Raw genomic sequence first — 2,635 nt, forward strand, 5'->3', positions numbered from 1 at the left:
AGATGTCGAGGCGTTCGGTGACATAGGTGCGGAGTCTCCGGGATGGCAACATGTCTGGTCGGCAGGTAGTGGATGCGCTCGACGGCACCGCTACCTGCCGGGACAGACCTGCGAGTCCGGCTCCGCAGCCCTACTGCACATTCGAGAGGCCACTGTGATCATGACCAATTGCCCCGTTGGTGAATACACGCTGGTGCGCACGCGATGACCACGACGAGGACCAATGTCGCCGTGATAGGTACCGGCACCATGGGCTCCGCGATCATGTGGCGGCTGTCGGAGCGCGGTGTTCCTGTCGTCGGTCTCGAGCAGTTCACTCCCGGGCACGATCGTGGCTCCGGGCACGGCGAGTCGCGCATCTTCAGAACTGCATATCATGAGGATCCCACGTATGTCCCTATGCTCCGAGCCGCACTCCGAGGATGGCGGGAACTCGGCGAGCAAACTGGCGAACCCGTCCTGGCGATGACCGGGGGCCTCAGCATCGGCCCCTCGACCGGCGTGATCGTGGGTGGCGCCCTCGAAGCAGCCAAGGTGCATTCCCTCACACAGGAAATTCTCGACCCGGCCGAGTTCGGTGCCCGGTTTCCTACTCAGCGATTACGTGAGGGAGATACGGCCATCTGGGAGAAGGACGCCGGCGTGATAAGGCCGGAGTTGGCGATCACCGGCGCCGTGCGCCGTGCGTGCGAATTGGGGGCCTCCGTGCGTCCCGAGAGCCGCGTCCGGGGAATCGAGGACGGTCCCGGTGACACGGTGCTCGTGCGGCTCGACGACGAGGTCATTCGAGCCGACCACGTCGTGGTCGCGGCCGGCGCGTGGATTCCCGGCCTTCTCCCTGCCGCCCAGCTCCCCTTGACTGTGGAGCGCAAGATCCTCGCATGGTTCCCGGCCGAGGATCCGACACAGTTCGGGCCGGACCGCTTCCCGGTATTTCTGCGGGACAGCCCGGAAGGCAGGTGGTACGGCTTCCCCAGCATGGACGGACAGACGGTCAAGATCGCGCTCCATCTCGGCGGGCGCGAGACCGACCCTGACGAGTTGGATCGTGTGGTCCACGACGAGGACACCGCTCCGTTGCGGGACCTCGTTCGTCGTTACCTGCCTGGATTGGGTTCGCGCCCCGTGCGGGCCGCGGTGTGTATGTATACGAACACACCCGACGGCCACTTCGTCATCGGAAATCCACCCGCCTACAGGAACGTGACGGTCATCTCCGCTTGCTCTGGTCACGGTTTCAAATTCGCACCGGTGATCGGGGAGATCGCCGCCGATCTCAGCTGCGGCTCGACCCCCGAGTTCCCTTTGGAGTTGTTCGATGTCAACCGATTCGCGGATTGACACACCGGAATACGGCGTTCGCGCGGTTGCGATCGAGGGGGAGGGCCGCCGGCCCTCCCCCTCGCCGGCTAGGCGGAGAAGTACACCGGGGGTGTCGTCGAGTCCAGTGCCAGTGCCACAGCCGCACGGGCAGCGACGGGGCCCACCAGGTTTCCCGTCCCGTTGTACCCACCGATCGCGATGACACCGGGAAGAACCTCGGAGCAGAGGGGACGGCCGTCGGTGGTGTAGCTCACGGATGCACCCCATCTCCGAATGACGTCGACGGGCTTGCCCGCCATACGTTCCGCTATTCGTTCGATGTAGCCCTGGACGTCCGGAGTGGGTGAAGTGTCGAATGTCCACTCGGTGTCGACGAAACGGTCTCGCCCGCCCCCGACGAACAGGCGCCCATCCTTCGCTTGCTGGGCGTAGTCGTATCCCCAGCGTCCGTACACAGGACACGGCAGGCGTTCGGGCAGCCCCGGCGCCGTCCCGAGCATTTGCAGACGTGCCGTCCGGACCCGCCCCTGCAAGTCCGGGAGGACCTGTTCGAGTTTGCCGTCCACCGCGACGATGACGACAGGCGCACTGACCGAACCGTGTTCTGTTGTCACCCTTCCACTCTCCACGGCCGTCACAGCCGAGTGCTCGTACAGGCCGGCCCGTCCCCGAAGGAGTGACGCCAGCCCCAGAGCTCGACGGGAGGGGTTCATGGCCGCGTCGTCGGGCAGAAACAGGCCGCGCCCGAGCTCGCCGTCGTATTCTTCGACAGCGATGTCGTTGGCACTCAGAACCGTTTCCAGTGCTGCGCAATCCGCGAGTTCCGCCACACGGTCGGCGGCCTCGGCATCGTCGACAGGTTCGCCGGGCAATCCCGCGAGGCGAATGGAGCCCGTCCGTGCGATGACCTCCGGACCCAGCATCTCGGCAAGTCGGTCCAACTCGAGAAGAGTTGCGCGGTAGAGATCGACCGACGACGTCCCCCAGGTCGTGAGGGACGAGTGGAGGAACGTCGCCGGGCCGCCCAGGAGGAAGCCGCCGTTGCGGCCCGCCGCGCCGGCCGCGACCCTCCCGGCGTCGACGCCGACAACCTGCAGCCCACGTTCGACCACGGTGGCGATCGCTGCGAGCCCCGACCCGCCGAGGCCGACAACACAGACGTCGGCCGTGACATTCTGTTCCAACACCGGAAGACCGTTCCACGACGCGACCACCGGGTCGTCGTCCCAGGCACTCACCGAGTCCCACTGGGTGTCGGATCGAAGATTCGTCATCGCATTCCCTGTCCTTCAGCTAGATACGGTCCGGTGTC

General features: G+C 65.8%; 2 protein-coding genes. One reads left to right on the top strand and one right to left on the bottom strand.

All coding sequences use genetic code 11. The annotated features are described in order from the left end of the window. The first annotated feature begins 204 nt into the window (after positions 1 to 204). Complete coding sequence (gene solA / locus ACFVJ3_RS49285; RefSeq protein WP_378459013.1) at positions 205 to 1,341, top strand: N-methyl-L-tryptophan oxidase; 1,137 nt, start codon at positions 205 to 207, stop codon at positions 1,339 to 1,341. Between the two features lie 68 nt (positions 1,342 to 1,409). Here solA and ACFVJ3_RS49290 read toward each other — a convergent pair whose 3' ends face one another. After that, on the bottom strand, positions 1,410 to 2,597 hold the full coding sequence (locus tag ACFVJ3_RS49290) for an NAD(P)/FAD-dependent oxidoreductase (protein WP_378459014.1): 1,188 nt from the start codon (positions 2,595 to 2,597) through the stop codon (positions 1,410 to 1,412). Positions 2,598 to 2,635 lie beyond the last annotated feature (38 nt).

Source organism: Rhodococcus sp. NPDC127593 (assembly GCF_042671975.1).
Taxonomy (GTDB): Bacteria; Actinomycetota; Actinomycetes; order Mycobacteriales; family Mycobacteriaceae; genus Rhodococcus_F.